22 protein-coding genes and 4 tRNA genes are annotated in these 26,914 nt (G+C 66.3%); 13 read left to right on the top strand and 13 right to left on the bottom strand.

The annotated features are described in order from the left end of the window. Positions 1–29 precede the first annotated feature (29 nt). Complete coding sequence (locus ACYQ26_RS03475) at positions 30–824, bottom strand: NAD+ synthase (RefSeq protein ID WP_459807070.1); 795 nt, start codon at positions 822–824, stop codon at positions 30–32. A gap of 262 nt (positions 825–1,086) precedes the next feature. Between ACYQ26_RS03475 and ACYQ26_RS03470 the strand changes: the two genes are divergently transcribed. The 6 genes from ACYQ26_RS03470 (at position 1,087) to ACYQ26_RS03445 (ending at position 7,145) form a co-directional block, all read left to right on the top strand. After that, positions 1,087–1,157 (top strand) — tRNA-Gly (locus ACYQ26_RS03470). 162 nt (positions 1,158–1,319) lie between these two features. Further along, a tRNA-Asp gene (locus ACYQ26_RS03465) sits at positions 1,320–1,392 on the top strand. 245 nt (positions 1,393–1,637) lie between these two features. Next, a tRNA-Asp gene (locus tag ACYQ26_RS03460) sits at positions 1,638–1,710 on the top strand. 305 nt (positions 1,711–2,015) lie between these two features. Further along, positions 2,016–4,403 carry a methyl-accepting chemotaxis protein gene (locus tag ACYQ26_RS03455; RefSeq protein WP_459807068.1) on the top strand — a complete coding sequence of 796 codons (2,388 nt, stop codon included), beginning with the start codon at positions 2,016–2,018 and terminating at the stop codon, positions 4,401–4,403. 123 nt (positions 4,404–4,526) lie between these two features. Then, positions 4,527–4,599: transfer RNA gene (locus ACYQ26_RS03450), tRNA-Asp, on the top strand. A 383-nt stretch (positions 4,600–4,982) separates the two neighbouring features. Beyond that, positions 4,983–7,145: a bacterio-opsin activator domain-containing protein gene (locus tag ACYQ26_RS03445; protein WP_459807067.1), complete on the top strand. Its 2,163-nt coding sequence runs from the start codon at positions 4,983–4,985 to the stop codon at positions 7,143–7,145. A 199-nt stretch (positions 7,146–7,344) separates the two neighbouring features. Here ACYQ26_RS03445 and ACYQ26_RS03440 read toward each other — a convergent pair whose 3' ends face one another. Together ACYQ26_RS03440 and ACYQ26_RS03435 are read right to left on the bottom strand one after the other, a co-directional pair. Next, positions 7,345–8,106, bottom strand: a complete 762-nt coding sequence (locus ACYQ26_RS03440) for a protein-L-isoaspartate O-methyltransferase family protein (protein WP_459807065.1) — start codon at positions 8,104–8,106, stop codon at positions 7,345–7,347. A 107-nt stretch (positions 8,107–8,213) separates the two neighbouring features. After that, on the bottom strand, positions 8,214–8,879 hold the full coding sequence (locus ACYQ26_RS03435; RefSeq protein WP_459807063.1) for a protein-L-isoaspartate(D-aspartate) O-methyltransferase: 666 nt from the start codon (positions 8,877–8,879) through the stop codon (positions 8,214–8,216). 191 nt (positions 8,880–9,070) lie between these two features. Between ACYQ26_RS03435 and ACYQ26_RS03430 the strand changes: the two genes are divergently transcribed. Next, on the top strand, positions 9,071–10,021 hold the full coding sequence (locus ACYQ26_RS03430) for a bile acid:sodium symporter (protein WP_459807061.1): 951 nt from the start codon (positions 9,071–9,073) through the stop codon (positions 10,019–10,021). Between the two features lie 27 nt (positions 10,022–10,048). Here the strand turns inward: ACYQ26_RS03430 and ACYQ26_RS03425 are convergent, their stop codons facing one another. From ACYQ26_RS03425 to gap, 7 genes are all read right to left on the bottom strand, one after another. Continuing rightward, positions 10,049–10,717 carry an HVO_0476 family zinc finger protein gene (locus ACYQ26_RS03425; RefSeq protein ID WP_459807059.1) on the bottom strand — a complete coding sequence of 223 codons (669 nt, stop codon included), beginning with the start codon at positions 10,715–10,717 and terminating at the stop codon, positions 10,049–10,051. A 94-nt stretch (positions 10,718–10,811) separates the two neighbouring features. Further along, on the bottom strand, positions 10,812–11,918 hold the full coding sequence (locus ACYQ26_RS03420) for a M23 family metallopeptidase (RefSeq protein ID WP_459807057.1): 1,107 nt from the start codon (positions 11,916–11,918) through the stop codon (positions 10,812–10,814). A gap of 76 nt (positions 11,919–11,994) precedes the next feature. Beyond that, the gene (locus tag ACYQ26_RS03415; protein ID WP_459807055.1) at positions 11,995–12,984 is read right to left on the bottom strand and encodes a DUF7351 domain-containing protein; all 990 of its coding nucleotides are present in this window, start codon (positions 12,982–12,984) and stop codon (positions 11,995–11,997) included. Positions 12,985–13,044: 60 nt separating this feature from the next. Further along, the gene (locus ACYQ26_RS03410; protein ID WP_459807053.1) at positions 13,045–14,022 is read right to left on the bottom strand and encodes an aminopeptidase; all 978 of its coding nucleotides are present in this window, start codon (positions 14,020–14,022) and stop codon (positions 13,045–13,047) included. A 25-nt stretch (positions 14,023–14,047) separates the two neighbouring features. Further along, positions 14,048–14,911 (bottom strand): hypothetical protein, encoded by an 864-nt coding sequence (locus ACYQ26_RS03405; RefSeq protein WP_459807051.1) that lies wholly within the window; start codon positions 14,909–14,911, stop codon positions 14,048–14,050. A gap of 72 nt (positions 14,912–14,983) precedes the next feature. Continuing rightward, positions 14,984–16,195: a phosphoglycerate kinase gene (locus ACYQ26_RS03400; protein ID WP_459807049.1), complete on the bottom strand. Its 1,212-nt coding sequence runs from the start codon at positions 16,193–16,195 to the stop codon at positions 14,984–14,986. An 81-nt stretch (positions 16,196–16,276) separates the two neighbouring features. Further along, complete coding sequence (gene gap / locus ACYQ26_RS03395) at positions 16,277–17,350, bottom strand: type I glyceraldehyde-3-phosphate dehydrogenase (protein WP_459807047.1); 1,074 nt, start codon at positions 17,348–17,350, stop codon at positions 16,277–16,279. Between the two features lie 259 nt (positions 17,351–17,609). Between gap and ACYQ26_RS03390 the strand changes: the two genes are divergently transcribed. Both ACYQ26_RS03390 and ACYQ26_RS03385 read left to right on the top strand, forming a co-directional pair. Beyond that, positions 17,610–18,695 (top strand): type II glyceraldehyde-3-phosphate dehydrogenase, encoded by a 1,086-nt coding sequence (locus ACYQ26_RS03390; protein WP_459807045.1) that lies wholly within the window; start codon positions 17,610–17,612, stop codon positions 18,693–18,695. A 129-nt stretch (positions 18,696–18,824) separates the two neighbouring features. Further along, on the top strand, positions 18,825–19,226 hold the full coding sequence (locus ACYQ26_RS03385) for an Hsp20/alpha crystallin family protein (RefSeq protein ID WP_459807043.1): 402 nt from the start codon (positions 18,825–18,827) through the stop codon (positions 19,224–19,226). Positions 19,227–19,373: 147 nt separating this feature from the next. Here ACYQ26_RS03385 and ACYQ26_RS03380 read toward each other — a convergent pair whose 3' ends face one another. From ACYQ26_RS03380 to ACYQ26_RS03370, 3 genes are all read right to left on the bottom strand, one after another. Continuing rightward, the gene (locus ACYQ26_RS03380) at positions 19,374–20,246 is read right to left on the bottom strand and encodes an ATP-grasp domain-containing protein (RefSeq protein WP_459807041.1); all 873 of its coding nucleotides are present in this window, start codon (positions 20,244–20,246) and stop codon (positions 19,374–19,376) included. Between the two features lie 312 nt (positions 20,247–20,558). Next, on the bottom strand, positions 20,559–21,089 hold the full coding sequence (locus ACYQ26_RS03375) for a 50S ribosomal protein L16 (RefSeq protein ID WP_459807039.1): 531 nt from the start codon (positions 21,087–21,089) through the stop codon (positions 20,559–20,561). Between the two features lie 204 nt (positions 21,090–21,293). Beyond that, entirely contained in the window at positions 21,294–21,545 is a 252-nt protein-coding gene (locus tag ACYQ26_RS03370; RefSeq protein ID WP_459807037.1) for a helix-turn-helix domain-containing protein, read from the bottom strand. Positions 21,546–21,749: 204 nt separating this feature from the next. Between ACYQ26_RS03370 and ACYQ26_RS03365 the strand changes: the two genes are divergently transcribed. The 4 genes from ACYQ26_RS03365 (at position 21,750) to ACYQ26_RS03350 (ending at position 26,846) form a co-directional block, all read left to right on the top strand. Beyond that, positions 21,750–22,931, top strand: a complete 1,182-nt coding sequence (locus tag ACYQ26_RS03365; protein ID WP_459807035.1) for a CBS domain-containing protein — start codon at positions 21,750–21,752, stop codon at positions 22,929–22,931. Positions 22,932–23,049: 118 nt separating this feature from the next. Next, the gene (locus ACYQ26_RS03360; protein WP_459807033.1) at positions 23,050–24,081 is read left to right on the top strand and encodes an ABC transporter ATP-binding protein; all 1,032 of its coding nucleotides are present in this window, start codon (positions 23,050–23,052) and stop codon (positions 24,079–24,081) included. Next, a complete protein-coding gene (locus ACYQ26_RS03355) occupies positions 24,081–24,884 on the top strand; it encodes an ABC transporter permease (protein WP_459807031.1) in 804 nt (267 codons plus the stop codon). The genes ACYQ26_RS03360 and ACYQ26_RS03355 overlap by 1 nt, the downstream gene beginning before the upstream one ends. Positions 24,885–25,043: 159 nt before the next feature. Further along, the gene (locus tag ACYQ26_RS03350) at positions 25,044–26,846 is read left to right on the top strand and encodes a PH domain-containing protein (protein WP_459807029.1); all 1,803 of its coding nucleotides are present in this window, start codon (positions 25,044–25,046) and stop codon (positions 26,844–26,846) included. Positions 26,847–26,914 lie beyond the last annotated feature (68 nt).

The following is a 26,914-nucleotide window of genomic DNA, read 5'->3' as shown; positions in this document are numbered from 1 at the left end:
GGCGAGAGCGGCTGACCGACCGCCCAAACTCAGTCGAGCGGCTCCGGCGCCGGCGGCACATTGCGTTTGTGCTCGCTGCGCTCGTACATCGTCCGCACCCGCTCGACGGTTTCTTCCTCGACCTCGAGCAGGCGGGCGGTCGCGGCGACCGACAGCGGTCCGTCGACGTGGGCCGCGAGGATCGAATCGAGCGTCTCGTAGCTGATCCCCAGTTCGTCCTCGTCGGTCTGGTCGGCCCACAGCTCAGCCGTGGCCGTCTTGGCGGCCAGTTCCTCGGGGACGCCGACGTGGCGCGCGAGCTGGCGGACTTGTCCCTTGTAGAGGTTGCCGATCGGGTGGCAGTCGACGGCGCCGTCGCCGTACTTGGTGAAGTAGCCGACGGCGGCCTCGCTTCGGTTTCCGGTGCCGACGACGAGTCGGCTCTCGTGGTTGGCGACGAGGTAGTTCAGGACCGCTCGGACGCGCGCTCGCGCGTTGCCGACGGCCTCGCGGTCGCCCTCGGCTTCGGGATAGGCGGAGAGGATCTCGTCGACGATGGGCTCGATTTCGATGACGTCGTACGCGATGTCCAGCTCCTGGGCGACCCGCTCGGCGTCGCTCATGTTGCCCTCGCTGCTGACGTGTGCGGGGAGGACGAGCCCGTGGACGTTCTCGGGCCCGAGCGCTTCGACGGCGAGGTAGGCGGTAAGCGTGCTGTCGATGCCCCCCGAAAGTCCGAGGACCGCACCGTCGGCCCCCGCAGCGTCGACCCGCTCGCTGATAAAGTCCGTAATGTGCTCGCGTCGCCGTTCCAGTTCCGCGTCCGAAAACCGAAGGTCAAGCATTTGTCGTCAATACGAACGGGAGTGCCAAATAGCCTCCCCTCGAGCGGAAAAAGTGGACGAGCGGGCGATTCGGCGGTTGATCGAGAACGCTACGTTGAAGTGGAATCGGTGGCTATAGCTACCTGACCGCAGTGCGCCGGTGGTGAGCAAATTCGACGGATTTGCGATCCACGGTGCGAGCGATCAACGAAAGCGAGCGCCGGTGGTGAGCAGTTCCGCAGGAACTGCGAGCTACGGAGCGCGAGGAACGAAGTGACGACATGCGCCGGTGGTCTAGTGGTAGGACATGAGCTTCCCAAGCTCATAGCCCGGGTTCAATTCCCGGTCGGCGCACTTTTCGATTCTCGCCGATCGATCCGTGAGCGGCGCGTCCAGTTGTCGCAAACGACGGGGAGAGTCGTCGCGCGAGCGCCGCGGACGTGGGGCGGCTCACCGTACCATACGGCGATCGATTGGAAAGCCATAATACGTCCACCGACCAAGGAAGCACTGCGAGCCCGGGTGGTGTAGTGGCCCATCATACGACCCTGTCACGGTCGTGACGCGGGTTCAAATCCCGCCTCGGGCGTTTTCTCCTGCGACCTACACGACCAGCGACTTCTGGCGCGGTCGGCGCCGACGCGCGCGGTCGAGATGCGATCTCGGGCGACTCGCGGCGTCGGCGACCGTCGTGAGCGGGCGGACCGCGGGACGGGCCGCCGTCGGCACACGCGAAACGCCCCCACTCGAGAGTCAAGGCCTCGAGTTGAGTTGCGCGGCCGTCGATACGGAACAGAACCCTTAAGTCTCTCACCGGGGAACCGAGTATTGCAAGCCCGGGTGGTGTAGTGGCCCATCATACGACCCTGTCACGGTCGTGACGCGGGTTCAAATCCCGCCTCGGGCGCTTTTCGAGTATCGTTCCGTTCTCCGCAGCGTCGCCGTTCGAGAGCGCGCTGATCGTACTGGTCCGGTTCCTCACACCTGCTCGAGGGCGCGTACTTCCGGTAGCGTCCATCGACGCCGGATCGACGCAGGTCAGATCGGCGCAGGGTTCCCGACGGGTCGGCGCTGCAATCGGGTGCCGAGTGCGGTCGACGGCGTCGCGATCGGCCAGCACCGCCGAGAGAACTCGTCGGTACGACCGGCGCTACCGGGAGATTTCAGCTACCGGGCCATCAGGCTTAATTATCGTATATGACATGAGTACGTATGCAGACCTCACGCGACGAACCGTCGGACGAGTCGCTACATCGACGGATATACGAAACGGTGCGGAGCCGATACGCCTTCAAGATCGGCGTCGCGATTCTCGTACTGACGGTCGTCCTGCTCGGGACCGGCTACGTTGCGTTCACGCAAGCGCAGGCGAGCGTCGAATCGAACGCGGAGGAAACGCTTCGCAACGCCGCGGAACGCGAGGCTGACGGGATCGACAAGTTCGTCCAGGATCGGAGCGAAAACACCGTGGAAATCTCCAACAGCGTCGACGTCACCCGCGCGGAGGGGAGCGAACGCCGGGCGGCGCTGCGGACGTATCTCAAGGCGATGCCGGACAGCGTCCACGCGATCCACTACTACAACATGGAGACCGACGAGATCGAAGTGAGTACGCAGTTCAACCGGGAAGGGGATCTGATCGGTCAGATGGCCCGGCCCTGGGCGGTCAACGGAGACGCGTTCAACACGAGCGGCGACGTGCGGTCGTTTGAACCGTACGACGCCGACGGCGAGAAGCGGCTCGGGTTCGTCAGTCCGGTCTCGGGACAGACGGATCACGCGATCGTCGTGACCGTCAATCTCGAGGAGCGCAGCAAGCTCCTCACGTCGCCCGTCGACGGCGGCGAGGTCGAGGTCGTCTCCTCGAGCGGCCGGGTCACGCTCGCCGAACGGCCCAGCGCGATCCACAACGAGTCGTTCCTGGCCGGGAAACTGCCCCATCTGCAGACGGGGACGTCGGAGACTCGCGTCGATCAAGTGACGGCCGAAAACGACGTCGTCGGGGACGATCAGGTCGTCGTGGCGACGGTCCCGCTCGAGGAGAAAGACTGGGCCGTGACCGTCGTCGCGCCGGAGAGTGCGGTGTTCGATACGGCCAGCGCGGTCACCCGGAACATTCTACTGCTGATCGGCATCTCGCTCGTCGGTTTCGTCGCCGTCGGCGCAGTGATCTCCCGGGACGTCAACAACTCCCTCGAAGAGATGACCGGCTACGCCGAGGCCATCGAGGACGGGAATCTCGAGGTCGAGATCGACCGGTCCCGAACCGACGAGTTCGGCCAACTTGCCGGCCTGTTCGACCGGATTCGGAACACGCTGCGGGAGCGACTGACGGAAGTCGAGCAGCAGGCCAAAGAGGCCGAACGGGCCCGCGAGCAGGCCGAGGAATCGAAGGCGGAGGCCCAACAGGCCAAGGCCGAGGCCGAGGAAGCGAAAGCCGAGGCCGAAGCCCTGAGCCAGCACTTGGAGGAGAAGGCCGACGAGTACCGGCGCTCGATCGAGGCCGCCGCCGACGGCGACCTCACCCAGCGCCTCGAGACGGCCAGCGAGAGCCAGGCCATGACCGAGATCGGCGAGGCGTTCAACGAGATGCTGACCGACATCGAGGCGATGGTCGTGCGCATCCAGACCGTCGCCGGGCAGGTCGACGAGAAGAGCTCCGAGGTCACCGCCTCGACGGAGGAGATCCGCGCCTCGAGCGGCGAGGTCGCCGAGAGCATCGAGGAGATTTCCGCCGGCGCTGAAACCCAAAACGAGAAACTGGCCACTGCAGCGGCCGAGATGAGCGACCTCTCGGCGACCGTCGAGGAGATCGCCTCCTCCTCGAACACCGTCGCCGAACAGGCCGACCAGGCCGCCGAACGGGGCGAGGAGGGGCGGGAAGCCGCGAGCGACGCCGTCGAACAGATGGACCGCATCGAGTCCAAGGCCGTCGACACCGCCGCAGAGATGGAGACCCTCCAGGAGGAGGTCGAACGCATCGGCGAGGTCGTCGAACTCATCGATCAGATCGCCGAGGAGACCAACATGCTCGCGCTGAACGCCTCCATCGAGGCCGCCACCGCCGGAGACGCCGGCGACGGCTTCGCGGTCGTCGCCGACGAAGTCAAGTCCCTCGCCGAGGAGACCGCCGAGGCCACCGAGGAGGTCGAGGACCTCGTCGAGACCGTCGAGGCGTCGACCGAGTCCGTCGCCGACGACATGTTCGAGATGCGCGACGGCATCGCGGACGGCCGGGAGACGATCGACCGCACCGTCGATACGCTCGAGTCGATCGTCGACTCGGTCGACGACGCGAACGCCGGCATCCAGTCGATCAACGACGCGACCGACGACCAAGCGGATTCCGCGCAGGAGGTCTCGACGATGGTCGACGACATCGCGGCCGTCAGCGAACAGACCGCCGACGAGGCGCAGAACGTCTCCGCCGCCGCCGAGGAACAGACCAGCGCCATCACACAGATCTCCGACAGCGCCGAATCCCTCTCCGAGCGCGCCGAGGAACTCCAGTCGCTGACCGCTCACTTCGACACCGAGACCGACGCCGACGCCGACGACGGACCGACCGAGTCAGAGTCGCTCGTCGCGGTCGACGACTGAACGACCCGGCCGCCGACCCGTTTCGAACCGATTTACGCGCCAGATGCGAACGGGAGAATTACGCGCCGGCGAGGGGATGAAACACAACCCTTAAGTCTCTCACCGGGAAACGACGTATTGCAAGCCCGGGTGGTGTAGTGGCCCATCATACGACCCTGTCACGGTCGTGACGCGGGTTCAAATCCCGCCTCGGGCGTCTTCTTCCGCGAACAACGTCGACGAGCACCGCGAGGCGTCTATTCGTCACTCGTAAGCGGACGATTCCCCACAAAGGAGGTTGAACGACATCCCCACAAAGGGAGTTGATCGACAGAACGAACAAATATCGTGAGCGACGTTCGGGTGGTTCGAATCCCGCCTCGAGCGCTTCTCGAGATACCATTATCGATCGTGCGTCGAGACGTCGACTCGAGCGTTTTCGTCCGAGCATCCAGTCGCTTACGCTGTCAGCAGCACTACTCGCGCTTCTACTCCCGTTTTTACCGTTTGGACACCCCCACGCCGATCAGCAGACGGCGTCCGATCAACTTACGTGCCGGTCGCGTCATCATTCGAGCGCGAATTACACGTTGTTCCGATATGACGAATCCCATCACCGTCCTCGTCGTCGACAACGAGCCCGGCTTCGCGACGCTTGCCTGCGAGATGCTCGAGCGCGAACGCGAGTCGATCGACGCCGTGCCGGCGACCAGCGCCGACGAGGCCCTCGAGCTCCGCGAGCGGCGCGCGATCGACTGCATCGTCAGCGACTACGAGATGCCGGCGATGAGCGGCCTCGAACTCCTTGAGCGGGTTCGGGAGGACGATCCGGATCTCCCGTTCATTCTCTTTACCGGACGCGGCTCCGAGGAGGTCGCCAGCGAGGCGATCGCGGCGGGCGTCACGCAGTACCTCCAGAAGGGGACCGGCGACGAGCAGTACACGCTGCTGGCCAACCAGATCACGAACGCCGTCGCCCAGTACCGCACCGAAACCGAGCTGCGGGAGAGCGAGCGCCGCTACGAGCGGACGCTGACGACGCTCCACGAGACGACGCGGGACCTGATGCGGGCCGAGAGCAAGCGCGAGATCTACCGGTCGGCGGTCGACACCGCCGGCGACATCCTGGACGTGCCGCTCGCCGTCGCCTACGCGTTCGAACCGACGGCCGGTCGCCTCGAGCGCGCGGCCGCGACCGATTCGGAGCGGCTGGCCGAGCCCGCGGCGACGGTGGAACGCGGCGACAGCCGGGTCTGGGACGCGTTCTCGGAGGGGGACAGCGCCTACTACGAGGACCTCGAGTGCGACGAGATCGCCGAGGCGGAACGGGAGGTGAAGACGGAAACGGAAGCGGAAACGGAGGCGAACGCCGCACCCTCGGCCGACCGCGGCCGGAGCGAACTGATCGTCCCGCTCGGCACCCACGGCGTCCTGATCGCGCGGACCGAGGACGCCGACGGGTTCGACGAGACGATGACCGAGCTCCTGCACATCCTGGCGGCCAACACCGAAGCGGCGCTCGACCGCGCCGAGCGGGAGGAGCTGCTCCGGGATCGCGACCGATCGCTCACGCGAAAGAACGAGGAGCTCACCCGGCTCAACCACATCAACGAGATCGTCCGCGAGATCAACCACGGCGTCGCTCAGGCCGCGACGCGCGAGGAGATCGAGTCGATCGTCTGCGAACGGCTCGCCGACACCGACCGCTACCGCTTCGCCTGGATCGCGACGGCCGACGACGAACCGCCCGCGCCGACCGCGTGGGCCGGCGTCGACGCCGCGTACGTCGATCGAGTGCGGGACGACGGGAGGTGTGCGCCCGAAATCGAATTCGTCGAGAGCGTCCTCGCGGCGAACGACGTCTGCGTCGTCGAGAACGTCCTCGAGGACGACGCCTGGGAGCCGCGGCGAAAGGAGGCGCTGACCTACGGCTTCCAGACGGTGCTGGCGGTGCCGCTTGTCGACGACGAACGGCAGCGCGGGGCGCTGGTCGTCCACGTCGGCGGCGTCGACGCGGTCGGCGACGGCGAGCGCGACGTGCTGGGCGAACTCGGCGAGACGATCGGCTACGCGATCCGCTCGGTCGAACGGACGCGCGCGCTGTTGACCGACAGCCGGCTCGAGCTCGAGCTCCGCTGTACGGATCCGCGGCTGCTTCTCAACCGCCTCACCGAGCGGGTCGACGGCCGCGTCGCGCTCGAGGGCGTCATCGACCGCGGCGACGAGATCGTGACGTTCGTCAGCGCGCCCGCGACGGCGGCGTTGCCCGAGCTCGTCGCGGACAAGGCGTCGGTCGCGAGCGTCTCGGTCGTCAGCGACGGCGAGGACGAGTCCCTGTTCGAGGTGACGGTCGAACCGACGCCGTTCTTCGAGACGCTGCGGGGGTACGACGTCGCCCTGCGGACGGCGGTCGGCGAGGACGGCGCGACGACCATGACGCTCGAGTTGCCCCAGCGGGTCGAGCCGCGGTCGCTCGTCGAATCGATCGCCGAGGCCTACCCCGAGACCGAACTCGAGGCGCGCCGCGAGCGGACGACGCTTTCGGCCCGCCAACTCGATACCCACCTCGAGGAGCGCCTGACCGACAAGCAACTCGAGGCGCTGCAGGCGGCCCACTACAGCGGCTTCTTCGAGTGGCCCCGCGAGAGCACCGGGGAGGATCTGGCCGCGACGCTGTCCGTGTCGGCGCCGACCTACCACTACCACCTGCGAGCGGCCCAGCGAAAGCTGGTGTCGCTGGCGTTCGACGGCGACTCTAAGTAATTAGTACTCATCTCGAGAGAGTACTAAACAGATAGAGATCATATTTAACCCCGATCAACCCCTACCAAGAAGTGGCGATCTGCGATAGGCTATCGCCACCCCCAATCCCCCACCCCCACTTGCTTCGGACGACTACTCCTCGAGCGTAGCGGCTGCGTCGCGAGCGAACGCGCGTGAACCCGTTCTGTGAGGAGAGCGCCTACCGTGGCCGCGACTGCGAGTCGATCGCCTCGTCCCATTCGATCCAGTCCTGTTCCCAGCCCCGGCGCGACTCCGCGCGGCGCTGGGCGTGCTCGACGTCCTCGCGCGCCGTCCGGTTGCGCTCGACGGCGCCGGACTGTTCGCCCTCCACGAGCAGCGGATCGAAGGCGACGGGGCCGCGCGGGTCGCGGTCGCCGTCGGCCGTCACGACCTCGAGGCGCTGGGACTGCGAGCCGCGCGGGAGCACGAGGCGGCCGTCATCGGCCAACTGTGCGAGCAGCGCCCGCGGCGGGTCGACCGCCGCGGCCTCGAGCAGGATGCGGTCGAACGGGGCGTACTCGGGGAGGCCGTCGGCGCCGTCCCGGCGATCGACGAGGACGCCCTCGTAGCCGGCCGACGCGAGGTTGCCCCGCGCCTCGTAGACGAGCGGGCGGGCGATGTCGATCGCGTGGACGTTCGCCTCGCCGACGAGTTCGGCTGCGACGGCGGCCGTGTAGCCGACGCCGACGCCGACGATCAGCACGGAGTGGCCTTCCTCAAGGTCGAGCGCCTGGAGCATGCGGGCGGCCGTGCTGGGGGCGAGCACGCGGGTGCCGAAGGCCTCGTGTTCGCGATCGGCGTAGGCCGCCCGCTCGTCGTCGACGAACTCGTGGCGGGGGACGTCGCGCATGGCGACGGCGACGGCCTCGTCCCGGAGGACGTCCTTCGCGGCGGACTCGAGGCCGTCGACCATGTCTTCCCGGAGTACCGCGGGGTCCATACTCGAGCTATCCGATCGCCGGTTATGAATGGTCCGCTTGCGCTACCCGCCCTCTCTCGTGCGGTTTCACCCCTCGACGGGCGTCGACGACTGCGAACTCGAGCCCGTCAGCCGCGCATCTGCACGAACCGAACGCCGCCGTGTTCGGTCCGCTCGAGCGACCCGTCCGCGCGCTTGTCGGCCTGCACGAGGGTCTGGTGACTGGTCCCGACAGGAGCGAGGATGCGGCCGCCGGGACGGGCCTGCTCGACGACTGGATCCGGCAGCTCCCGCGTCGCGCAGGTGAAGTAGGCGGCGTCGTAGGGCGCGTGCTCCGGCCAGCCGTTGCGGCCGTCGCCGACGCGAACCGAAACCTCGCCGTAGCCCGCGTCGGCGAGCCGTTCGCGGGCCTGCTCGGCGAGTTCCTCGCCGTACTCGACGCTGTAGACGTGCTCCGGGCCGACGATTTCGGCGGTGACCGCGGCGTGGTAGCCGCAGCCGGTGCCGATCTCGAGGACCTCGTCGCCGGGCTCGAGATCGAGCCGGTCGGCCATGACCGCGACCATGTGGGGTGCGCTGATGGTCTGGCCGTCCCCGATCGGCAGCGGGCGGTCCGCGTAGGCGTCGCCCCGCCGATCGGGCGGGACGAACTCGTGGCGCGGAACCGCCTCGAGGGCCTCGAGGACGCGGTCGTCGTCGATCCGGTGGGCGACGGTATCGACCATTCGCTCGCGGGCGGCCGCGTAGTCGACGTCGGGGTCGCCGTCGGCGCTCGAGCGGAACCGATCGAACATGGTTGCGTCTAGCACGGCCCGCGCAATAGGCTGTCGGGCGCGAATGCCGGCCGCGCCGTCCTCGAGCGGGAGCCGGGCTCAAACGCGGGCGTTCAACCGAATCGCGGGAACGTGACAGGCCGAAGACGCGACCGCGCGGGGTTGAGAAGACCTATACCGGCCCTGTCGGATACTCGCTGCTATCGGTCAATATGGATGCCGTCCGGAAAGTCGTTCGATCGCAACGGTCGCTGCTCGTCGTCCTCGCTGCGACGCTCGTCGGCGTCGCGTATCCGAGCTTCGCTGCCCCGCTTCAGCCGATCATCCCCGCCCTCGTCGCCGGCCTGATCTTCACGTCGTTCTACGGGTTCGACCTCGCCGAGTTGACCGGCCGGGGGCGAAGCGCGTCCGTGCCGGTCGTGCTCTCGCTGGGTTGTCTCTACCTGCTCACGCCGCTCGCGCTGTATCCCGTCGCCGCGGCGGTGCTGTCGGGGGACCTCTTGCTCGGCGTCCTCGTCGTCCTCGCCGCACCGCTGACCGCGGGCAGTTCGATCATCTGGACGCGGTTGAGCGGCGGGAACGCGCTGCTGGCGACGGTTATCGCCCTCGCGTCGCTGCTGCTCGCGCCGCTCGCGACGCCGTCGCTCATCGCGCTGTTCGCCGACTCGACGGTCGATATCGCCGCCGCCGAGATTCTCGTCGACCTCGCGGCGATCGTCCTCGGCGGCGGGCTCCTCGCCTATTTCGTCCCGAACGGCGCTGTCTCCGACGGTCGGCTGGACGCGTTCTCCCTCGCGACGATGGGGATCCTGATCTACGCCGGCGTCGGCGCGTCGGCCGGCGGGATCGACACCCTGGAACTCGCGTTCGTGGGCGGCCTCGCGGTGGCCGCGTTGGGCCTCAGCGCCGGCCTCGCGTCCGCCCTGTACGCCCGCGGGCTGGGCGGCGACGACTGCGTCGCCGTGCTCTTCTCGAGTTCGATGAAGAACCTGAGCGTCTCGGTGATGGTCGGCGCGGCGTTCGGCGGCGGCGCAGTCGTCGCCGCGATCACCGCCTTCCACGTGGTACAGCAGCTCGTGAGCAGTTCGCTCGTCCACCGGCTCGCCTCGAGCGGCGCCGCGCAGTCATCGACGACCGTGACCGCTGCTCGCGCCGACGATTAGCCGTCGTGAATCGCAGAGAAAACGAGGTTACCAGGCCGACCAAGCGCTGGTCGTCTGATCGTAGGCGTAGACGCGCTTGGCGTCCTTCGCGAGGACCGTGTCGCCCTCCATCTCGTAGCGGTCGCGCTCGTAGCCCGTCGCATCGTCGCGGACGACGAAGGCGTCGATCTCGATCTCGTCGTCGCCGAACTCCTCAACCGCGCCAACCTCGAACTCGTAGTCGCCGGGGACGCGGACCGTGATGGAGCGGCTGTCGTCCCGTCGGCCGTCCTGCGGGTGGACCGTGACGTTGACCGCGACGTTGTCGACCTCGCGGGTCCAGACCGTCGCGATCTCGTCGGCCGGCGCCTCCTCGACCCGGCGGTGCTCGTCGAGTTCGACGCTGGTCACACGGACGGTCGAGAGGACCTCCTCGGTCTCGAGAATGAACTCGTCGCCGACCTCGACGGTCTCGTCCTCGGGCGTGGTGACGTTCGCGGTGAAGGACTCGCCCTCCTGCGAGACGACGACGTCGAGGGTGACCTCGCGCTCCTGTTCGGGCTGTACCTTGTGGACGTGTCCGCACTCGCTGCAGCGGACGGTGACGGTTCCGCCGCCCTCGCTGGCGGTCAGAACCTCGTGGACCGTCTCGAGCTCCGGCGAGCACGAGGGGCAGGGCGTGGGGACCCGGTCGGGGATCTCCGATGTATCGCTCATAGCACGCTCTAAACGCCACGCATTGAAAAGGCGATTGGACCGTCCCCGCCACCGTTCGCGTCGAACCGTCGCTCGAGTTCGAGCCGTCGCGCTCTCACTCGCCGACGTGTGCCACCCGCTGGCCCGCGTGGACGTACGCCTCCTCGCGGGTTTCGGTCGCGGTCCGCGGGTGAGCGGTGCGGACGTCGCTGAACCGGATCGGGAGCCCCATCCCGAGGAAGAACGACGAGCGATCCTGCAGGTGGAAGTGAAGGTGGGGTTCGGTCGTGTTTCCGGAGTTGCCACAGCGCGCAACCTGCTGCCCCCGCTCGACCCGCTCGCCGGATTCGACAGCGACGCTGCCCCGCTGGAGATGTGCCAGCACGCTGTACTCGCCGTTCTCGTGGTCGATGATCACGTGGTTCCCGAGGATGGAGCGCTGGAGCGGATCCATCCAGCCGTTCGTTCGGTGGTAGTCGCGGTGGTCGTTTCGGGTGCTCACGACGACGCCGTCGGCCGGCGCGAGGACCGGCTCGCCGAAGCAGTAGTACTCCTCGGGGGGTCCGCGCTCGCCCGCAGTCGTCCGGCCGTCCTCGTCGGTGATCACGAAGTCGTAGGCGTAGCGCTGGGTGAGAATCCCCCACGAGTGGGAGTACTCCCGATCGGGGCTGCCGTTGACGACGGTCCAGGTCCCCTCGAGCGGGAGCCGGTAGTCGACGTCGCTCTCGTAGGTCTCCGCGGACGGCAGATCGCCGCGGTAGCGGGCGAGGATCGGGAGGTGGCCGACCATCTGCAGGATCCCCGTGACGAGGACGATCGGCTGGAACTGCAGAAGCAGCATCGAAAGGAGGGCGCGAGCGGTAACGCTCCGGTCGCCCGAATCGATCCAGTCGGTCGGCTCCGCCGTATCGGCCTCGGCGTCAGCGGCGGATTCGCCCTCGGTTTCGTGTTCGTGCTCGTGCCCGAGAGCGCTCGTCACCGCGCCGCCGACGAGGCCGGCGAACCCGGCGGCCAGCGGCCACAGCGCGGCGAGGAACAGGAACGCGAACACCTGCAGCGCCTCGAGCGGTTCGTACAGGTATCCGGGTACCGAGAGGAACCCGAGGCTGGCGAGCAGCGTCGGACTCGGGACGAAGCGGCGGACGGCGGCCAGCCGACCGGGTTCCGCCGCGGATTCGGACTCGGGCTCCGGGTCGGGGGCGAGCGGATGACGAGTCTCCATACGCTGACACTTGCGCCGACGAGCGAATCAAGCTTTGGCGAAGGAAGTTTCTATAACCTATCGGACGGGTTCGCCGCTACTCGATCTCGAGGTCGACCACTCGCGCTGTCTCGTCGACGATCGCGCACAGCCGCGCATCCTCGACGTCGACGGTCAGACGAACGCGCTGCGGGCCGTCGTCGGCCTCGAGAAGTTCGATCCGGCCGTCGCCGCTGACGAGCTCGAGCTCCCACCAGTACTGGCTGCGGATCGGTCGCCCCTGCCGATGGTAGAGGGACTCGACCCGCGGATGGGTAAATAGGACGAAGCCGACCGGCGCGTCCCACCGGGCGCCGCAGGCGTCGCAGCGCGCGGCGAACCGAACCGATCGGCCGTCGACGGCGGCAGTAGCGTCGGCGTCGGTGTTCGTCTCGGTCTCGTCGAGCAGCCGAATCCCCGGCTCGACCGGCGAGTAACACTCCGAGCAGGTCCCGTCGGCGACCAGTTCGTACGACTGGACGGCGAGCGTCGTCGCCAGGTCGACGATCTCCTCGAGCGAGGCGCCCGCGGCGGCGTTCGGCGGGAGCGTCCAGACGAACAACGGGTGGTCGTTCTCGCAGGTCACCTCGAGTACGCCGTCCCGGTAGCTGGCGCGGGCGGTCGTCCCGCAGCGGCCGCAGGCGCTCTCGAGGGCGGCGGGACCGCGCCGCTCGCGGTCGGTGTATGTGCCGGCGATGATCGCGTTGATTACCTCCGAACCGGCGTACGTGAGTCGGTAGCCGCCGGCGTTCGCGCCCGCGGCGGTCTCGTCCGCGCCAGCCCTACCGTCCCCGTCGCACTTCTCGACGAACTTCCCCCGAAGCTGCTCGAGGTGGTAGCGAAACCGCCCGGAATCCCTGATCCCGACGGTCTTTCGCAGCGTCGAGAACCGGACGACCGGCTCGGCGGTCCCCGCATCCGCCTGCGCGTGCTCGAGAAACGCCCGCAGGATCTCGACGCGGATCGGATTCCCGAGCGCGGCGAAGGCGTCGGCTGGCTCGAGGGCGAGCCGCGACTCGCGTTCGTCCTCGGTCCCAGTGTCGGGCATCGAACACGCCGACGCGCTCGAGCGACTTTAACGTTCGACGGCGAAAAAAGGACGCCGACGCTACTGCTCGCTCGGCGTCGGCAGGTCGATCTGTTCGCCGTCGACGAAGACCGTCGGGTCACGGACGATGCCGTCGAGGTGCAGCGGCGCTTCCGTCTCGCCGCCGATGCCGGCGTTGTCGCCGATGGCGATGTGGATCGTCCCCGCGGCCTTCTCGTCCAGGAGGACGGAGCCCACGAGGTCGGTGACGCCGACGTTCGTCCCGATCCCCAGTTCCGCGAGGTTGTAGGCCGCGTCGCCGACCTCCTCGGCGGCTTCCTCGACCTGCCGACGGATCTCGTCGTCCGAAATCTCGGTGACGTAGCCGTCCTCGACGACGAACTCGAGTTCCTGACCCGCCTCGAGCAGCCCGTGGGGGCGCATCGTCCCGTCGACGACGTAGGTGCCGTCGGCGGACTCGGGGCTGATGAACACCTCGCCGGCGGGGAGGTTCGAGAACGAGCCGGGGTCGCTCACGTCGCCCGTGTCGTCGAGCCACTCGCGGTCGCCCAGTTCGAAGGTGATGTCGGTGCCGCGCTCGGTCGTCACGCGCACCTCGTCGGCGCCGGCGACGCGCTCGAGCATGCGTTCGCACTCCTCGCGGATGCGGTCGTAATCGGCGTCGAGGCCGGTGACGAACACCTCGTCGGTGATCCCCGGCAGGGTCGCGCCGCGAGCGCCCTCGTCGGTCGCATCGGACCGAGCGCGGGTGTGGCTCAGGCTCTTGGTCGTCGGCGCGAGGAAGGCGTCGGCACCGCGCATCGCGGCCGCGACAGGTGCTGGCGGTTCGGCACCGTGTTGCTCGCCCGGCGGATACCGGACGATCGTCGCGTCGTCGGTGATTTCGCGTGCGACCTCGTAGAGGACGTCGCCGATGGGTTCGCGCTTGTCGTCGGTGACGACGACGCAGGACTCGTCGGCCTCGAGTTCGAGACACTGCTCGACGGCCGTCCGGGCCGCCGTTCGACGGGCGGCGTCGGAGTCGGCAGAATCGGACATGGTTCAATATGGGGCAAGCGCCGGGTTATGTCTTCCCTTCGCGGGAATGCCGTTTCCGTTCGCGCTCGGCGGCCTCGGTCGTCCGCTCGTCGCGCGCTCGGACGGTCCGCCGGAGCGCGTCGTGGCTCTGCCCGCGCGTCGCGCCCTTCGAGAGGCGAACCCCGTCGAACGTCGCCGTCGTCGGATCCTCGCTCGAGCCGACGGAGCCGACGTGATCCATCTGATAGGCGACGTGCGTCAGGTAGCCGAGCACGAGCGTCAGCCCGGCGAACGACGCCCAGATGCCGATCGGCGAAAGGTTGGCTGCGCCGACGCCGATCCCGACCACGACGTAGACGAACGAGTCGACGATCAGCAACACCGTGATCGTGACGAGCACGTCGTTGACCGCGGTCACCGCGGCGTTGTACTCGATCCACTCGCCGTAGCTGCGGACGAGTCGCTCGGCGAACGCGGCGTCGGAAAGCGCCGTCTCGAGGGCGTCCCGGCCGACGCCGCCGCGCAGGTTCGAGGTGGTGTAGGTGACGCCGGCGATCGCCGTCGAGACGAGCATGAGGACGGCCCCGGAGACCGTGTGGGGGTTGACGAACGCCTGGACGTCGATCTCGGTCTGCCCGACGACCGACAACCCGGTGACGAAGACCCCGATGATCAGCAGGTTCGCCTTCAGGATCTCGATCGCCTTCGCGTCGATCTCCCGCAGGCGCTCGACCTGGTAGTCGAAGGTCGTGCGGGCCTCCTCGAGGGCGAGCGCCCGAGTTTCGGGATCGGCGCCGTCGAGGCCGTCGTCACGGACGCCGGCGCCGCCGACACCGTCGCTCGAGTCCCCCGCGTCTACTGCCCGATCGTCGGAATCGCTGTCGATCTCGCTCTCGCTCTCGGTCGCCACTGCGAACGGATGGACGCGCTGCGACCAAGAAGGTATGGATCGGAGAGAGTCAGGAAGCTGCGGACGTTTCGCTCAGGCCTCGCGTTGCAGCACGTCGACGCCGACGAGTCCCTCCCCGGTCAGCGCGCGGACGTAGGCGCCGCCGGCGACCGAGACGTGGCCGAAGTCGTCCTCCTCGAGGCCGTACATTTCGATCGATCGGGAGGTGTCGCCGCCGCCGATCACGGAGAAGCAGTCGGTCTCGGCGATGGCCGAGAGCACGTCGACGGTACCGTCGGCGAACCGCTCCTCCTCGAAGACGCCGAGCGCCCCTTTGACGAAGACGGCCTCGGACTCGCGGACGAGGTCGGCGTACTCGTCGGCGGTGTCGGAGCCGACGTCCAAGTAGGAGGTTTCCTTGTCGATGTCCTCGACGGCCTCCTCGGCGCGCTCGCCGTCGTCGTCCTCGTAGGCGAGGTCGCTCGCGAGGTGCAGGCGGTCGCCGTACTCCTCGAGGACCCGTTCGATAGTCTCCTGGTGGTCGTCCCACTGGTGGTCGAAGAACTCGGTGCCCTCGACGTCGTAGCCGAGGTCGTAACCGGCCGCGCGCAGGAACAGTTCGCCGACGATGCCGCCCAGACAGAACCGGTCGACGGTGTCGTCGACTCGCTCGATGACGGGGATGAGGTCCTCGGCCTTCGTGCCGCCCAGCACCATCGTGACGGGGCCGTCGAACTCCCGCTCCTGAATCGCGGAGTTGGCGGTGTACTCGGCCTCCATCACGCGGCCCGCGTAGGCGTCCATCACGAGCGGGAAGCCGACCAGCGAGGCGTGCGAGCGGTGGGCCGCCGAGTAGGCGTCGTTGACGTAGGCGTCGAACTCGGGGGCGAGGGTCTGCACGAACTCCGTCTCGGCCTTCACTTCGGGGTCTTCCTCGGGCAGTTCCTCGTCGCACATCCGGGCGTTCTCGAGGACGAGCATGTCGCCGGACTCGAGGTCGTCGATGGCGTCGAGCGCCTCGTCGCCGAACGTGTCGGGGACGAAATCGACGTCCCGATCGAGGTGGTCCGCGAGGATGTCGGCGTGTTGCTCCAGCGAGACGAAGGTGTCCCGGCCGGGCCGGCCCTGGTGGGCGAGGACGGCGACCGCGTGGTCGTCGTCGAGCAGTTCCGCGAGCGTCTCCGCGTGGCGGGCGAACCGGCGGTTGTCCTGCACGACCCCGTCCTCGACGGGGGCGTTAATGTCGATGCGTACCAGTAGCCGCTGTCCTGCCTCGAGGTCGTCGAGCGTCTTGAACGTCGTCATGGTGTTCGTCGTAGCGAAAAGAGGGCTGCGAACGGGCTTAAAAGTTCGATAGACGGGAGCGGGAACCGACGGGGCGTCGGCTTACTGCGCGACGGCTTCCTCGGCGTCGACGTCGTCCGCTTCGGCGGCGACGTACGTCGCGAGGTCGAGCATCCGGTTGGAGAAGCCGAACTCGTTGTCGTACCAGGTCAGGACCTTCACGAGGCCGTCCTCGAGGACCATCGAGGCCTCCAGGTCGACGTACGAGGAGAACGGCAGGCCGATGATATCGCGGGAGACGATCTCCTCGTCAGTGTAGCCGAGGATGCCGGCGAGTTCGTCGTCCGCGGCGTCGCGGAAGGCCTCCTCGAGTTCCTCCTTCGTGACGTCCTCCTCGAGGTCGACGGTGAAGTCCGTGATCGAGCCGTTCGGGACGGGGACGCGGATCGCCATCCCGTCGAGCTTGCCCTCGAGTTCGGGCAGGACTTCGGTGGCGGCGATCGCGGCGCCGGTCGTCGTCGGGATGATGTTCTCGGCGGCGGCCCGGCCGCGGCGGCGCTTGCTCGAGGGACCGTCGACGATGCTCTGGGTGCCGGTGTAGGCGTGGACGGTCGTCAGCAGGCCGGACTCGATGCCGAACTCCTCGTCGAGCACCTTCGCGACCGGCGCGACGGAGTTGGTCGTACAGGAGGCGTTCGAGACGACGTCCTCGCCGTCGTACTCGTCGTGGTTGACGCCGTAGACGAACATCGGGACCTCCTTCTCGCCCTTCGGCGGCGCCGAGATGACGACCTTGTCGGCACCGGCTTCAAGGTGCTGGGACGCGTCGTCGTAGGTACGGAACAGCCCGGTCGCCTCGAAGGCGACGTCGACGTCGAGCTCGTCCCAGGGCAGTTGGCTCGGGTCGCGCTCCGAGAGCAGTTCGATCTCGCGGTCGCCGACGCGGAGCGTGTCGCCGTCGCGGGAGACCTCGTCGAGGCGCCCGTGGACGGAGTCGTACTTGAGCAGATACTCCATGTCGTCCGCGTCCATCACGTCGTTGATGGCGACGATCTCGACGTTGTCGTAGGAAAGCGACGCGCGCAGGACGTTACGCCCGATTCGGCCGAACCCGTTCAGGCCGATCCGAAGCGCTCCGTCCGACCCCGCACCACCGCTGTACGAATGTTCACTCATATCTGAGTAATACGCGCCCCGCCGTTAAAGTTGTTGCCCCTTCCGAAACGTTGGTAAACGATCGATACAGATCTGTCAGCATCCCGGCCGCTACCGGAATTACCCCTACTACCACATTCCTTATATATTGGTGTTCCTTGGTGTGTACTAGTTCACACACTTCCCTGTTGCGATTACACCCGAGTAACTCAATTTCGAGTTAAGATCTATCAATTTACTGCAAAACAGTTATGAGCGTTCGCGGTGGAGAACGATCCGTATGATACGGGTCGGAGTCAACGGGTACGGAACCATCGGCAAACGCGTCGCGGACGCCGTCCGCGCACAACCCGACATGACGGTCCACGGGGTCGCGAAACGGAGTCCGGATTACGTCGCAGTCGGGGCCGCGGAAGCGGACTACCCCGTCTACGCCGCCGACGAGGATCGCGCCGACGGGTTCCGCGAGATCGGCATCGACCTGGCCGGCACGGTCGACGACCTCGTCGCGGAAAGCGACGTGATCGTCGACGCCACGCCCTCCGGAATCGGCGCCGAGAATCGACCGCTGTACGAACGTCACGACACCCCCGCGATCTTTCAGGGCGGCGAGGACGCGACCGTCGCGGAGGTGAGCTTCAACGCTCGAGCGAACTTCGAAGAAGCCGAGGACGCCGACTACGCCCGCGTCGTCTCCTGTAATACGACCGGGCTCTCCCGGTTTCTCGCACCGCTGCACGAAACGTACGGCATCGACAAGGCCCGCGTCACGCTGGTCCGCCGGGGCGGCGACCCCGACCAGACCGGGCGCGGCCCGATCAACGACACGGTTCCGGACCCGGTATCGATCCCCTCGCACCACGGCCCCGACGTCCAGACCGTCTTCCCCGAACTCGACATCGACACCATCGGCCTGAAGGTCCCCACGACGATGATGCACGTCCACGCCGTCAACGTCACCCTCGAGGACGAGCCCGACGGCGTCGACGCGGTTCGCGACCAGTTCCGCGCGGAGGATCGGCTGCTCACGATTCCGGAGTACGCCGGCATCGACGGCGCCGGGACGCTCAAGGACTTCGCGATGGACGCCGGCCGCCCCCGCGGCGACATCTGGGAGAACTGCATCTGGGGCGAGTCGATCACGCTGCAGGGACGGGACCTGTACTGTATGCAGGCGATCCACCAGGAAGCCGACGTGGTTCCGGAGAACGTCGACGCGATCCGCGCGCTCACCAGACTCCTCGACGGTCCCGAGAGCCGGTCGCTGACGAACGAGACGCTGGGCATCGACCTCGGTCGACTCCGCGGTCGCGAGGACCTGACGGCCGACCAGCAGCCCGCGGAGCAAGTCTCGTCCGACGACTGAAGACTGAACCCGTCGCCGTCGAACGCGGCTCGTCTCGGCACCCACAGCGACGACCGCCCGAGCGCCGGCCGCCGCTCACCGATCGAAGCGCGGGGAAAGTTTTTGCACCTCCCCTTCTTATACACGCCCATGCGCCGAGACGACCGCGACGAACCCTTCGACGACCTGTTTCGCGAAATCGAACGGATGATGAACGAGATGATGAGCGGTGCCGACGGAAACGTCGACTTCAACACCTCGAGCAACGCCGACAGCGGCTTCGGCGCGGACACCCACGTCGACATCCACGAGACCGACGACGAGATCCGCGTCGTCGCCGACCTCCCCGGCGTCGAGAAGGACAACATCGAACTCGAGTGCGACGGCAAGACCCTGACCATCTCCGCCGGCAGCGAGCACCGCCAGTACGACGAGCGCGTCTCCCTCCCGACCCGGGTCAACGAACACACCGCCTCCGCGACGTACAACAACGGCGTGCTCGAGGTCGTCTTCGACCCCGCCGAGGAATCGTCCGACATCAGTCTCGAGTGAGCGGGACGTCGCGGTCGCCGTCGCGGCCGTGCGCTGTTCCGTCGGCCGGACCGCGATCGCTTGCCGGTTCGTATCCGTAGTTTAGTTTCGGCACCGGTTCCGACTCCGTCGCCGCCCTATTCTCACCACTACCCCGGAGCCGAGCGCCTACTCGTCCGCCGCAGCCGACCGAATCGCGTCCGCGAGCCGATCGTAGAACCCCGGCTCGTACTTCGTCGCCTCGTCGATCGTCGGCCGGGCGTTCGTCTCGTTGACAACCAGCCGACCGTCCGTCTCGAGCAGGTCAACGCCGAGGAACGGAATCTCGAGTTCCGCCGCGACCCGCTCGGCCAGCTCGCGGTGCCGGTCGGGCAAGTCGACCCCAGTCGCCTCGGCCCCGCGGTGGACGTTGTGCTTCCACTGACCCTCCGACACGGCCTCGTCGGGCAGTCGCCGCTCGACCGCGCCGACGTACTCGCCCTCCAGCACCATCACGCGGTAGTCGACGGCGTCCGGCAGGTACTCCTGGACCAGAAACGACCGGTCCCCGGTCGCCTTGTAGTCGTGGACCAGCGAGAGGTAGTCGCAGATGCCCAAAAACGAGTCCAGGTCGTGGGCCTTCGCGACGCCGACCCCCCGCGTCGTCGAGTTCGGCTTGACCACCACTGGGGGATCGAACCGCTCAAAGACGTCGGTCAGTTCGGCCTCCGAGACGTCGTTCGAGACGTACACCGACCGCGGCACCGGCAGGTCGGCCCGCTCGAGGCGCGCGAGCACCTCCCCCTTGTTCCGCGAAGTCAGCACCGTCTCGTGGTCGTTGAGCCACGGGAGCTCAAGGAAGGCGTCAGCCACGCCCCCCTCCATGAGCCGCCCGGGGTAGACGAAGCCGACGTCGTACTCGTCGGGCTCCCACGGCGGGGCGGTCAGGTCGACCACGCGCTCGCTCGCGGGCACGTGATGGACCCGGATGCCGCGCTCGGCCAGCGGCTCCCCCATCCGCTGAAACGTTTCCTGATCGTTCGCGACGGCGAGGTCGATCATACTCGGCTCTCGGGCGCAGAGGGGCAAAAAGGTGCTCGAGACGGCGACCCGCAGCGTGCAGATCGATCCGGCCGGGAGCGCGGCTCGAGCGATGCGAGAGCCGCGCGACTCGGGGGAGGGTAGGCTGTCACACCGTCGCGACCGCGAGCGAGTGAAACGAGCGAGCGGGCCGACGACTGACGTGGAGAACGCTACGCGTTCGGAACGGAGGGAGGAGTGCTTTTGGTCCAGCTTTTACCGAGTGACAGCGCGTCGTGCAGCAGCGTAGCTGCTGTCGACGCGAAACGAACGTAGAGTAAAAGGTGGTTCGTCCTACGCGATCAGCTTCTCTTCGCCCTTCTCGACGACGATGCGGCACGGCGGCGAGATCTTGTTGTAGGCGCGGCGGAACGCGTCCTTGGCGAACTCGGCGTCGTCGACGTCACACCAGACGGTGAAGATGCGCTCGCCCTCGTCGATGCGGGCGGCGGTGCCGACGATCTTCCCGAACGCCTGGCGCATTCCGTCGGAAACACGGTCCGCACCCGCGCCGGTCGCCTGCTTGTTCTCCCGGATGACGTGGTGGGGGAACTTGCGCAGGATCATCTTGTAGTTGTTCTCGCCGGCGTTTTTCAGCATGTGGCGGTTCGCCGACAGGCGCGAGGCCTCGAGGCTCCCGTGGCGGATCTGGACCTCCTCCTCGGTGATGAGGCTGATCTGAATCGGGTAATCCTCGGGATCGGCGCTGACGTCGCCCATCTTGTGCTGTGCGATCTTCGAACCCGGGATGCCGGTAATGTACTCGCGGCGGGTGTATGCCGGCTTACTGATCTCCCGGTACATGGAGGCAGGTTTGTCGGACATGGTGGTTACTTACGAAAACGGAAGCCTACCGTGCGGATAAAGCCTTCGAACCGTCGCCTCGAGCGGGGTGGTAATGAGGGGACAGCAGGAGCGCTAGCGTGGGAAGTGGTAGCATCCACTTCGCTCGACCGTGAGCCGCAAACGGAATAGAGGAGATAGAATCTAACGTACGCGCTCGAGCGCGGCCACTGCGACTGGCACCGCTCAGTTCGCCGCCGCAACCGCAACCGGCGCGTACCCCGCGTCCGTCCGCTCGACGAGCCCCTGCGTCGAGAGCGACTCGAGCACGCTCAGGATCGCCATCTTCTGCATCCCGAGCGCTCGGTGGAGGTCGGTCAGCGTCGCGCCGCCAGACGTCTGGAGGAACAGATAGACGAGTTTGCCCTGCGAGGACTCGAGGTCGGTGGGTAACGGATCGATTTCGGTCGGTGAACGCTGTTTCGTTTCTGATAGCATACATTCACCGTCCACGAACTCCTGTATAACTCTATGGTGTAAGGTGGTTATACGGACTATTCGATAAGTGTGCGATAATATGTCTTGAACAAGCGATGACCGTCCTCGATTCGAGAACGAATTCCGGCGGAAGACGCGCCGGAACGAGCAGCGAACCCTCGGTCCGGCACCGTGCTTAAGGAGCAGCCACGGCTACCATACAGCATGATGCGGAGCTTTCGGATCGGATCCCTGTTCGGGATCCCGATCAAGTTGGATATCACGTTCCTCCTGGTGCTCCCGCTGTTCGCCTACCTCATCGGCGTCCAGATCGAGCAAGTCTCGGAGGTGCTCAACGTCGCCCTCGACGCCGGAATCAGCGTCGATGCCGTAACTTCAGGGGCGAACCCCTGGATCTTCGGCCTCGCCGCGGCGCTCGGTCTGTTCGTCGGCGTCGTCCTCCACGAACTCGGCCACTCGCTGACGGCCCAGCGATACGGATTTCCGATCGACTCGATCACGCTCTGGCTGTTCGGCGGCGTCGCCCAGTTCACCGAGATGCCGGAGGACTGGCGCCAGGAGTTCGCCATCGCCGTTGCCGGACCGATCGTCTCCGTACTGGTCGGCGTCGTCTCCTACGGCCTGTTTTCCGTGACGCCCGCCGGTCTAGACGGCGCGCGGTTCGTCCTCGCCTACCTCGCCATCCTGAACGTCGCGCTGGCGGCGTTCAACATGCTCCCCGCGTTTCCGATGGACGGCGGCCGCGTCCTGCGTGCGTTTCTCGCCCGTTCGAAACCCTACGCGAAGGCCACCCAGCAGGCCGCCAGCGTCGGGAAGATCTTCGCGGTCCTCATGGGTATCTTCGGGATCGTTCCGCCCGTCAACATCATCCTCGTCGGCGTCGCCTTCTTCGTCTACGTCGCCGCCTCGAGCGAGGCCCAGCAGGTGACCATGAAGGCGGCCTTCCAGGACGTGACGGTCTCCGACATCATGACGCCGGCCGGCGACCTCCACACCGTCGAGCCGGACACCTCGGTCGCGGACCTGATCCAGCGGATGTTCAGCGAACGCCACACCGGCTATCCGGTTATCGAACGTGACGCCGCCGGTGGGGATCGGCTGGTCGGGCTCGTGACGCTAACCGACGCTCGCGAGATCGATCCGGTCGAACGCGACGCCTACACGGTCGACGACGTGATGACGACCGACCTCGAGACGATCGCGCCCGATTCGGACGCGATGGAGGCGATCGATCGCATGCGCGCGAACGATATCGGCCGCCTGCTCGTCGTGGACGACGGCGACCTCGTCGGGCTGATCTCGCGGACGGACGTGATGACCGCCTTCGACATCGTCCAGAAGAGCGGCGCCTTGAATCCGTCTCGGTCGCCCCAGACCGCGGACTGAGCGATCGGCTGCGGACCGGCAACCCACGACTCGAGAAACCCGGCAAAACCGTCCGTAACTCCCGTCTCGAGGGCCGAGACCAATATTCTTAACCGCGGCCGGGGCCGACGATTCGGCGATGCCACCGGCCATCGAGACCGTCGATCTCGTGAAGGAGTACGGCGACTTGCGCGCCCTGCAGGAGCTGTCACTGACCGTCGAGGAGGGCGAGTTCTTCGGCCTGCTCGGCCCCAACGGCGCGGGGAAGACCACCTTTATCAACACGCTGGTCGGGCTGGTCCGCAAGACCGGCGGCGAGGCGCGGGTCTTCGGCTACGACGTCGAGGACGACTACCGCGAGGCCCGCGACGCGATCGGGCTCGCCCCACAGGAATTTAATGTTGACAGGTTTTTTCCGATTCGAGAAGTCTTGCAACATAAGGCCGGCTACCACGGAATCCCCGAGGACGAGGCCGCCGAGCGGGCCGACGAGGTCCTCAAGCGCGTCGGCATCTACGACAAGCGCGACGAGCGCTTCGACTGGCTCTCCGGCGGGATGAAGCGTCGACTGCTGCTCGCCCGCGCGCTCGTCACCGATCCCGATCTGCTCATCCTCGACGAACCCACGGCGGGCGTCGACGTCCAACTGCGCCACGACCTCTGGGAGCTCGTCACCAAGCTCAATGAGGAAGGGACGACGGTCCTGCTGACGACCCACTACATCGAGGAGGCCGAACGCCTCTGCGATCGGGTCGCGATCATGAACGAGGGCCGAAAGGTGACCGTCGCGACGCCGGACGAACTCAAGGAGCGGGGCACCGACACCATCTCGGTGCGCCTCGAGTCGGCCCCGTCGACGACGCCCGATCTCGGCGCGGCCGAGTACGCCCACGAGACGACGCTCGACGGCGACCGCCTTGAGGTCCGCGTCGACGACGGCGGCTCGACCGCACCGCGGCTGCTCAACGACCTCGAGGCGAAGGGGTACGAGATCGCCGACCTCGAGATCACGCGCACCTCGCTCGAGGAGATCTTCGTCGATCTCACCCGCAGCGAGGACCGGACGGTGACGCGGTCGTCGGCGTCGTCGGCCTCGAGCGCCGGTGACAGTGACGACGAGGACGGCGAGCGCGGTGGAACCGCCGAGCGCGAACAGGAGGGGGTCGCCTGATGCTGTCGGTCGGCTTCCGCGCATTGTTCCGGCGCGAGGTGTTGCGGTTCGTCCGCCGGCCCAAGAACACGTTCATGCCGCCGGCGATCACGAACGTGCTCTACTTCGCCGTCTTCGGGCTCATCCTGGGCGGCCGGATCGACGAGATCGCGGGCTTTCCCTACATCCTCTTTATCGTCCCCGGGCTCGTCGTCCTGGGGGCCATCTCGAACGCCTTCGAGAACGCCTCGTTCTCGATCTTCCACGGGCGGTGGAACGAGTACATCCACGAGACGCTGACCTCACCGCTGTCGTATGCCGAAATGGTCATCGCCTACGTCGCGGCCAGCGCGGTACGGGGCCTGATCGTCGGCGTCATCATCGCCGTCGTCGGTCGACTGTTCGTCCCGATCAGCATCGAGCACGGGCTGTTCCTCGTCGCGACGATGGTCGTCATCACGGCGCTCTTTGCCGGCCTCGGAATTATCGGTGGTCTCGTCGCCCGCGACTTCGACGACCTGACCGTGATGAACCAGTTCATCCTGCGGCCGCTGGTGTTCTTCGGCGCCGTCTTCTACTCGCTCGAGACGCTCGAGCAGGGCTGGCAGATCCAGGTGTCGCTGTTGAATCCGATGGTCTACATGGTCGACAGCGTGCGGTACGGGCTGTTGGGCTACTCGGATCTGCACTCGGTCGGCATCCTTCCCGCACCCTACGGCGATCTCGCCCCGCTGTTCTCGCTGGGCGTGCTGACGACGGCGACGCTGGTCGTCCTCGCGATCGATATCTACCTGTTCAAGATCGGTTACGGGCTGACGGACTGACCGATTCAGCGGCTGTGAATGGGATTCCGGGTCGTACGAAAACGGGGACTCGTCGCGCAGTGTCGTTCCGATAGTGAGACGTTCGCGACGAGATAATTGCGCTTTCTTTCGTCCGAAACGGGAAGTGAGGTTTTTATTTTCGGATTGGGACGATCGCATATGGCTCCGCTCGGAAACGGGAAAGCAGGATCAGAGCGCGACGATGACGATCGGTTAGATGATTACGGGAGGTCTTCTGTGAATTCGTATATTTCGGAAAAAGCGGAGAAAGAGACGGAATCCCTCTCTGTCGAAACTCGCGTCGAAAACGCCAAGAGCGCCACGGTTACAGCGGACGTTCTTACGAGTACGAGTCCGGAAGATCGGGGCAACTACATCGAGAAACGGTTCGTAAACGAGTCGCTGATAACGTATCTCGGCCCTCGAGAGCAGCCCCACTTCGTATTCCACGCCAAATCGAAAGCCGCGAGAAAGGACGGCGAGTCCGTGCTGAAACCGGATCCGTCCGGGGGACTTGCCATCTGCTTTACCGACGAGCGGATCCTGCTCGTCGCCGGACAGGAAGACGGCGATTCGAGCGTCGACGTCACGTACTCCGAGCTGGACGACTACGAAACGAGTACCGGGCGGTTGAAACACCGCATCACGGTCAGTTCCGCGGACGGTACGGAATACGACATTTACGTCGCCAATCACTACGGTTCCGACGACCTCGCTCAACTGTCTGACTTTTTAGCCGGAACGATCGCGGGGACGGGTGAGGGTGACGAGGACGCGAGTAGCGAGACGGGAGACGCCAGCGAGGACAGTGGAGACGAACCGGACGAAGAAGCGAACGACGAGTGCGCGGACGTGGATGAGGACGAGGAGGAAGAATACCGTACCGAGACCGACGAGAAACGCATCGCGTCCCTTCTGGCCGACACTGAAAACGATTCAGTCTCGCGGGCTAAACTGGAGGGGATCGCGACGCAGTCCCACGAACCGATCGTTCGATACCTCGAAGACGGGGAAGCGGTGCGACACGTGTTCACGGACAAGAGCGGCGGCGTCACGGAATTCAAAGAGGACGAGACGAACCGGCGGATCAAACCGTACGGTTCCTCGAACACCGCCTACATCTTCACCGACGAACGCATCGTCGCGGTCGTTCCCCAGTCCGACGGAGACGAGGTCGTCGAAATACCGTACGACGCGTTGGTCGATTACAACACCTCGCGGGACATCTATTTCAAATACCAGGATCCGACGCTCGGAGTCAGCCGGATCAAAATCGGCGTGAAAACCGAAACGAAACGCTACGAATTCCGTATTCGCGTGACGTATCTCGAGGAGTGCAGGGAGTGGATCCGATTCGTTCGCAAGGAGATGCACGACGAGTACGAGGAGATTCTCCTCTCGGCGGAACTCTCCGCCGAGAAGCCAAAACTCGGCCTCTCCATCCTCGATAGAGAAACCGGCGAAGCCGAGATGGAAACGAGCGGCTGGGAGTACGGCGTGGGATTCGTCGAGCGTGAGCAGTCGACGTCGAAAATCGAGAAAAAGGGATACCAGACCTACGCCAGCGACTTCGTCGTTACGGACGACGGGATTCAGGTCGTGTTTACGGAGGCCAACGAGGGCGGTACCGTCCGGATGCACCGGTCGTATCACGAGATCGGGAAAGTCGATCTGACGAGTTCGGGATTCATCATCTACTGTCGGGACGGCATCTACAAATTCGACTACCACTACGAGTACGAGGAAGCGGTCGACCCAGATCGAATGAAGGAAGTCGGAGAACACCTCAGAGAGAGGGTTCGAGCGGCAAACGAGCCAGAACGAGAACCCGGGACCGCAGACGACCGAGGCGAGGCCGACGAACTCGATAAGTTAGAACGGCTCGCAGAGCTCAAAGAGCAGGGCGTAATCACCGAATCGGAGTTCGAGGAGAAGAAATCGGAACTCCTCGACAGTATCTGAGGAACGACGAGTCCCGACGTCGAGACAGTGATTCCCCGGTAGCTCGTGCCGGTGGCGGTTTAGGACGG

The organism is Halopiger thermotolerans, from assembly GCF_054654555.1.
This window is presented reverse-complemented; position numbering and strand designations above follow the sequence as displayed.

Coding starts and splice junctions, on each gene's coding strand:
- ACYQ26_RS03390 (WP_459807045.1), top strand. CDS start 17,610: ATGATACGGGTCGGAGTCAACGGGTACGGAACCATCGGCAAACGCGTC.
- ACYQ26_RS03370 (WP_459807037.1), bottom strand. CDS start 21,545: ATGCTATCAGAAACGAAACAGCGTTCACCGACCGAAATCGATCCGTTA.
- ACYQ26_RS03430 (WP_459807061.1), top strand. CDS start 9,071: ATGGATGCCGTCCGGAAAGTCGTTCGATCGCAACGGTCGCTGCTCGTC.
- ACYQ26_RS03375 (WP_459807039.1), bottom strand. CDS start 21,089: ATGTCCGACAAACCTGCCTCCATGTACCGGGAGATCAGTAAGCCGGCA.
- gap (WP_459807047.1), bottom strand. CDS start 17,350: ATGAGTGAACATTCGTACAGCGGTGGTGCGGGGTCGGACGGAGCGCTT.
- ACYQ26_RS03400 (WP_459807049.1), bottom strand. CDS start 16,195: ATGACGACGTTCAAGACGCTCGACGACCTCGAGGCAGGACAGCGGCTA.
- ACYQ26_RS03410 (WP_459807053.1), bottom strand. CDS start 14,022: ATGTCCGATTCTGCCGACTCCGACGCCGCCCGTCGAACGGCGGCCCGG.
- ACYQ26_RS03440 (WP_459807065.1), bottom strand. CDS start 8,106: ATGGACCCCGCGGTACTCCGGGAAGACATGGTCGACGGCCTCGAGTCC.
- ACYQ26_RS03360 (WP_459807033.1), top strand. CDS start 23,050: ATGCCACCGGCCATCGAGACCGTCGATCTCGTGAAGGAGTACGGCGAC.
- ACYQ26_RS03355 (WP_459807031.1), top strand. CDS start 24,081: ATGCTGTCGGTCGGCTTCCGCGCATTGTTCCGGCGCGAGGTGTTGCGG.
- ACYQ26_RS03385 (WP_459807043.1), top strand. CDS start 18,825: ATGCGCCGAGACGACCGCGACGAACCCTTCGACGACCTGTTTCGCGAA.
- ACYQ26_RS03455 (WP_459807068.1), top strand. CDS start 2,016: ATGCAGACCTCACGCGACGAACCGTCGGACGAGTCGCTACATCGACGG.
- ACYQ26_RS03420 (WP_459807057.1), bottom strand. CDS start 11,918: ATGGAGACTCGTCATCCGCTCGCCCCCGACCCGGAGCCCGAGTCCGAA.
- ACYQ26_RS03435 (WP_459807063.1), bottom strand. CDS start 8,879: ATGTTCGATCGGTTCCGCTCGAGCGCCGACGGCGACCCCGACGTCGAC.
- ACYQ26_RS03425 (WP_459807059.1), bottom strand. CDS start 10,717: ATGAGCGATACATCGGAGATCCCCGACCGGGTCCCCACGCCCTGCCCC.
- ACYQ26_RS03350 (WP_459807029.1), top strand. CDS start 25,044: ATGGCTCCGCTCGGAAACGGGAAAGCAGGATCAGAGCGCGACGATGAC.
- ACYQ26_RS03380 (WP_459807041.1), bottom strand. CDS start 20,246: ATGATCGACCTCGCCGTCGCGAACGATCAGGAAACGTTTCAGCGGATG.
- ACYQ26_RS03475 (WP_459807070.1), bottom strand. CDS start 824: ATGCTTGACCTTCGGTTTTCGGACGCGGAACTGGAACGGCGACGCGAG.
- ACYQ26_RS03445 (WP_459807067.1), top strand. CDS start 4,983: ATGACGAATCCCATCACCGTCCTCGTCGTCGACAACGAGCCCGGCTTC.
- ACYQ26_RS03365 (WP_459807035.1), top strand. CDS start 21,750: ATGATGCGGAGCTTTCGGATCGGATCCCTGTTCGGGATCCCGATCAAG.
- ACYQ26_RS03415 (WP_459807055.1), bottom strand. CDS start 12,984: ATGCCCGACACTGGGACCGAGGACGAACGCGAGTCGCGGCTCGCCCTC.